We start from the raw sequence: 5193 nt of genomic DNA, 5'->3' as shown, positions 1-5193 counted from the left end.
CCACCCGTTCCCATCCCGAACACGGAAGTTAAGCCCTCCAGCGCCGATGGTACTTGGGGTGAAGACCCCTGGGAGAGTAGGTCGTTGCCAGGCAATGCGAAGAACCAAGCAGAATGAAATCTGCTTGGTTTTCTTTTTAGAAGATGTTCATCCAACACTATAAGCCCGATAATCTTCTATTTGTAGAAATAGAAACAAAAGTTATTCAAAATTGTTACATATATCCAGGGTTAATTTTGAAAGAAATAGATTTATTGATAATCCCGCCGAAAAAGAGTGCCTAAAAATCAAAGGGGTGATATTCAACATTCTTGCAGAGGTAGTCCCAAAACCAGCAACCCAACGATAAACCACAATTTGACCAGAAACAGGAAGTCAAGCTCATTAGGGCGAAAGATTTCCATTTGTAAAGTCAAAATTGAATAAATCAATAATTATATGATAAAATTCCATATAAATCAAAGTAAAAAACATTTATTCGTAAGTGAGACGACTGATTTTATGATTGAACCGTATATTGATTCAATAAACGCATTTTTAAAGTTTTCAACACAAACATCTTGGATGAAATGACAGAGGAATAGACACGATGAGCGACCGATTTTGGCAGAAAGGTGTTGAATATGCATAATTATTATTTGTTGTTGGAAATATCACCCACTGATGATGAAGAGATCATCCGGCAAGCGCTGCACAAGCAATTTCGCATCTGGAACCACCGAATCAATTCACCGAATTTTGAGAGACGGATCGAAGCAGAACGCCGACTTCGTTTATTGGAAGAAGCACAAACGATCTTATTGGATAAACAAAAGCGGCAGGAGTATAATTTATGGATCTTTTCGTTGTCAATGGGTGAAAAAAAGGTTGAGTCCATAGATAAAACAGAGACGTATAGAGAAGATGAATTCATGAATAAAGGAGATGTTCTAATTCAGGCAGCTGAGTCCGGTGATGTCGAAGCCATGTATGCACTCGGATGCCGTCTGTTTGAAGTGACAGAGCCTGAGCAAAACCGGCTAATTGGACTTCAATGGCTGATTCGGGCAGCCAATAAGGGACATGCGTTAGCCATGCATCGTTTAAGTCGGTGTTTCTATCAAGGAGAAATGTTTTTGCGGAATGCTCAGGAAGGAGAGAGATGGTTAAGACAAGCGGCTAAGCAAAATGTGGTGGAAGCGATGGCAGAATTGGGTGAGCGATTGCTCCATGGGCGGGAGATGAAGAAAGATACATATGAAGCGATCAAATGGTTAACAAAGGCAGCGAAGAAAGGACATGCAGAAGCACGGAAATGGTTGGAACTGCATAAAAACACTCAACCAAAAAAAGAACAGCCAGAAAAAACAAGGCAGAAAGTGAACCAGGATTTATTGTCCGAAGCGATGAAGCCGACGTTAAATATCCAACATTTCACCATTTTTCTCGTCTTGTTAGTTGGAATGGAAATCGTAGAGTATTTGATATTAAAGGAGTGGGTATATATTCGTTACCCATTTGAGTGGTGCTTTTATTTAGCGGCATATTTGCTTGCTCGACAGATTTATTGGGGCTTTTTGTTTAGCATGCTGGCAGGAGTTATAGAAATATCCTACTCATATAGTAATGAAGTGCTGTTTTTAGTGGATATATCTCTAATTATGATAAGTCTTTACGGCTGTTTTTTTTGGTTTCGTTCTTCCTATAAGGGGAAAAAGTCGTTGTCAACCAAGGTTACCAATCTGATGATGCTTATTTATTTAACGATAGGTATATGTATTATTTTAGTGAAGGATATGATGACGGATGATCTGATTTTTCTTTTCGACGGATTGGGAATAGGAATACTTTTGGGAATGTTTTTGTTGATTCGAAGAAGCGTGCATGGCTGGCTTGTTTTTATTTCATATTATGCCATTTTAATTATTTGGTATATCACGGACCTGGAGGATCTAGTTGTTTATGATATTGCAATCATCATATTTTGGTGTTTAATGATCATCTTATCCATCTATGGTTATATTCAATGGAAAAAAAATGCGGTTCAATAAAAACAACCAATTAAGCTGTCGAGAGATCCCGACAGCTTTCTAAATGTCTTTTAACAGTTTTCCTCCAACAAACACTTTTTTAATGTTATTCGTATCAAGCAAAACTTTTATATTTTCTGCCGGATTACCTGCTACGACCAGAATGTCTGCATACTTTCCAGCTTCAATCGTTCCAATCTCATCTTCCATCGCCATCGCTTTAGCGGCGGTTTTTGTGGCAGCGACAATGGCCTCCATCGGGCTAAATCCGAGATCATTTACAAACAGTTCCAATTCCAATGCATTTTCACCATGTGGAACAGGTGAACAGCCAACAAAATCCGTCCCGATCACCATTTGGACCCCTGCTTCATAGGCTTTTCTCATGTTGATTTTATGAATCTCATAGATCTCTTTGGACTTTCTTAGCCCGAATTCGGGTACGCCATGCTTTTCCCCTTCGGTAATAAGTCGATGCACGATCGATAAAGTAGGTACAAGAATCGCATCCCGTTCCAGCATCAATTCGATACCCTCATCATCAATAAAGATGCCGTGTTCGATCGTTTTGACCCCAGCGATCAGGGCATTTTTGATCCCTTGCGTACCTTGGGCATGGGAAGCGACAAAAGAGCCAACCGCTTCTGCTTCATATACGATCGCCCTGATTTCATCGATAGTGAATTGGGAAAAACGTGGATCATCTTTTTCCGATAAAACACCACCTGTGGAGCAAATTTTAATAAAGTCTGCACCAGCCCGGAATTGTTCCCTGGCAGCTTTACGGCAATCATCTACGCCATCGCAAACACGGTTTTTGTTCAACTCCGGAGGCAGCATGTGAAGATCGCCATGTCCGGCTGTCTGTGTCAGCATGTTATAGGCGGTTTTTATGCGTGGACCATGATATAATCCTTCTTGGATCAGTTGTTTGATATAGATGGAGATGGGACTTCCGACATCCCTTACACTTGTAAAGCCAGCGTTAATCAGTTTGGGTAAATCTGTCAATGCCCGTCCTAGCTGGATTTCGTTTGGCTCCAGGAAAGCGATCGCCAGGTTCAGTGAAGTAACGCCAAACAAATGCATATGGGCATCAATCAGACCCGGCATGATGGTGTATCCACTTGTATCAATCACTTCTGCATCATCCGGAATCTTCAGTTCGTTAACAGGACCTACTTGACTGATTCGCTCTCCTTCAATGAAAACACCTGCATTTTCCAATACTTCTCCACCATTTCCGTCAATCAAATTTCCGCCTTTTAAAAAAATGGGTTTATCCAACTTGCAACCTTCCTTTTGGTTTCATTATTTATTATATAAAAAATTTTATAATAATTAGTGCTTATCTGCAATGAATTTATTGATTATTTGCTTGGATGGATGTGGATGTCCTTTTAGACGGCGCCGATATTCCCCAGTGCAGCTAGTAGAAAAGGTGGACAAAACTCAAGATGACTTTAAAAATAGATAAGTGGTGTCCAAATAATAATAAGGCCATAAAATTGGCTATCAATATGTTCCTTTACTTTCATATACAGGCAATCCCCTTTTCTCATTCGCATTATATTCTCTATCAATTTCCCTGCTCGATATGTTAGTAAGGTTTTTTAAAATATATAGAGACGGATTTTAATAAAAAATTATTAAAATTAATAGTTGATTATTAATTATAATTTTCATAAAATAAAACATAATTAGATCAATTAAAATGTCAAATATTAAAAGGAGGAAATTCGATTGAACCCTCAAGATCAACGTCCAATCATTGTTGTAAAAGAAAAAAGTGTGGGACTTGCCTTGATTTTGGCAATTCTGTTTGGTGGATTGGGTTTACTCTATGCATCTGTACTTGGTGGTATTATTATGCTGTGTGTAGAATTTGTTGTGTTTGTTTTGGGTTTGTTAACGCTTGGATTTTTAATGCCCTTATTAATACTTGTCCATATTATTAGTTGCATTTGGGCAGTGGTAGCTGTTCAAAGATATAATAAAAAGATAAGCAATCAATATACGTATTAAACTGATCATGAAAACTTTGTGCATCCGCCATATCAGGCAGATGCTTTTTTATGTTAGATGGCCAATTCCTATCCAGTGAGCGGAAAGTCGTTTGTGATCCTTTTGAATAACTCGTGGGATGATGGATTGTTTGGGCAAGTATAATGTAATTTCTGTTGAAATGAAAGAATCTTTACACCAAGCTTTTTCTAAACCATAATAGATGGTAATAAAATATCATTATTCTTCATCGTATACACTAGCAAGGAAAGAGGAAGAAAATGGACGATATCCGAAATATTTATTGCGTAGGAAGAAACTATCGTTTACATGCACAAGAATTGGGCAATGAAGTTCCCAAGTCTCCCATGATTTTTTCCAAGCCGACCCATGCTTTGGTTGAAACGACTGGTCAGGAGATTGTATTGCCTGGTAATCGGGGAGAAGTTCATTATGAAGCAGAATTTGTGATACATATTTCCAAACCATATAAGCCAGGTATGAAAGTAGAAGATGTTGTAGATCAATTTGCACTTGGTATTGATTTTACTTTGCGCGATGTCCAGAGTGAATTAAAAAAGAAAGGACACCCTTGGTTATTGGCAAAGGGATTTCCAAATTCGGCGATTATCACTAAATTTCGAGCATTTCCAGGTGTTGAAGCCTGTAAAGAAGTGGACTTTTCATTGATCAGGAATGGACAGGAAGTACAGCGAGGCAACATTCAGGATATGTTATTTGATTTGGAGACGATTATTCTATTTTGTTCCCAACACTTTGGGATTGGGGCAGGAGATATTATCTATACAGGAACGCCTGCAGGTGTAGGTCCAGTAACAGATGGGGATCGTTTACAATTGAAGTGGGGAGAAGAAATTTTGGGTGAGTGTTTCATTCGATTGGGTTAGGCTATGGGATACAACTAAATGGTAACATACCTGTTTTGATAGGCTGTCGAATGACGGCCTTTTTCATTTTGGCATAGAAAGAGAGATTAGGAGAAAAAATATAAAAAAAGGTATTGCATCTTTTGTCGAAGCATGATATATTATTCACTGTCGCCGCGATGAGCGGTGAAAATGAAAAAACGCACCTTGAAAATTAGATAAGGAAATGAAGTCAAGTCAAGGGTATCACCGAGACGAGTACCTTTAGCAACAGGTTAAGCTACTAAGGGCAC

Annotated in this window: 4 protein-coding genes and 1 rRNA gene; 4 read left to right on the top strand and 1 reads right to left on the bottom strand. The window is 38.8% G+C overall.

What is annotated here, in order from left to right; translation table 11 throughout:
* Both rrf and BMZ78_RS18130 read left to right on the top strand, forming a co-directional pair.
* A 5S ribosomal RNA gene (rrf, locus tag BMZ78_RS18135) occupies nucleotides 1–93 on the top strand; the annotation flags it as partial.
* A 530-nt stretch (nucleotides 94–623) separates the two neighbouring features.
* Nucleotides 624–2030 (top strand): nicotinamide mononucleotide transporter, encoded by a 1407-nt coding sequence (locus tag BMZ78_RS18130; protein WP_093231789.1) that lies wholly within the window; start codon nucleotides 624–626, stop codon nucleotides 2028–2030.
* 39 nt (nucleotides 2031–2069) lie between these two features.
* Here BMZ78_RS18130 and BMZ78_RS18125 read toward each other — a convergent pair whose 3' ends face one another.
* Nucleotides 2070–3296, bottom strand: a complete 1227-nt coding sequence (locus BMZ78_RS18125; protein WP_217645029.1) for a metal-dependent hydrolase family protein — start codon at nucleotides 3294–3296, stop codon at nucleotides 2070–2072.
* A 456-nt stretch (nucleotides 3297–3752) separates the two neighbouring features.
* On the opposite strand from BMZ78_RS18125, the gene BMZ78_RS18120 reads away from it, so the two are divergent.
* Both BMZ78_RS18120 and BMZ78_RS18115 read left to right on the top strand, forming a co-directional pair.
* The gene (locus BMZ78_RS18120; RefSeq protein ID WP_093231788.1) at nucleotides 3753–4034 is read left to right on the top strand and encodes a hypothetical protein; all 282 of its coding nucleotides are present in this window, start codon (nucleotides 3753–3755) and stop codon (nucleotides 4032–4034) included.
* 260 nt (nucleotides 4035–4294) lie between these two features.
* Nucleotides 4295–4921, top strand: a complete 627-nt coding sequence (locus BMZ78_RS18115) for a fumarylacetoacetate hydrolase family protein (protein ID WP_093231787.1) — start codon at nucleotides 4295–4297, stop codon at nucleotides 4919–4921.
* The last annotated feature ends 272 nt before the right edge of the window (nucleotides 4922–5193 follow it).

This window comes from Thermoflavimicrobium dichotomicum (assembly GCF_900114055.1).
Taxonomy (GTDB): domain Bacteria; phylum Bacillota; class Bacilli; order Thermoactinomycetales; family Thermoactinomycetaceae; genus Thermoflavimicrobium; species Thermoflavimicrobium dichotomicum.
Note: the sequence above shows the minus strand (reverse complement) of the source record. Positions and strands in the feature narration are given on the sequence as shown.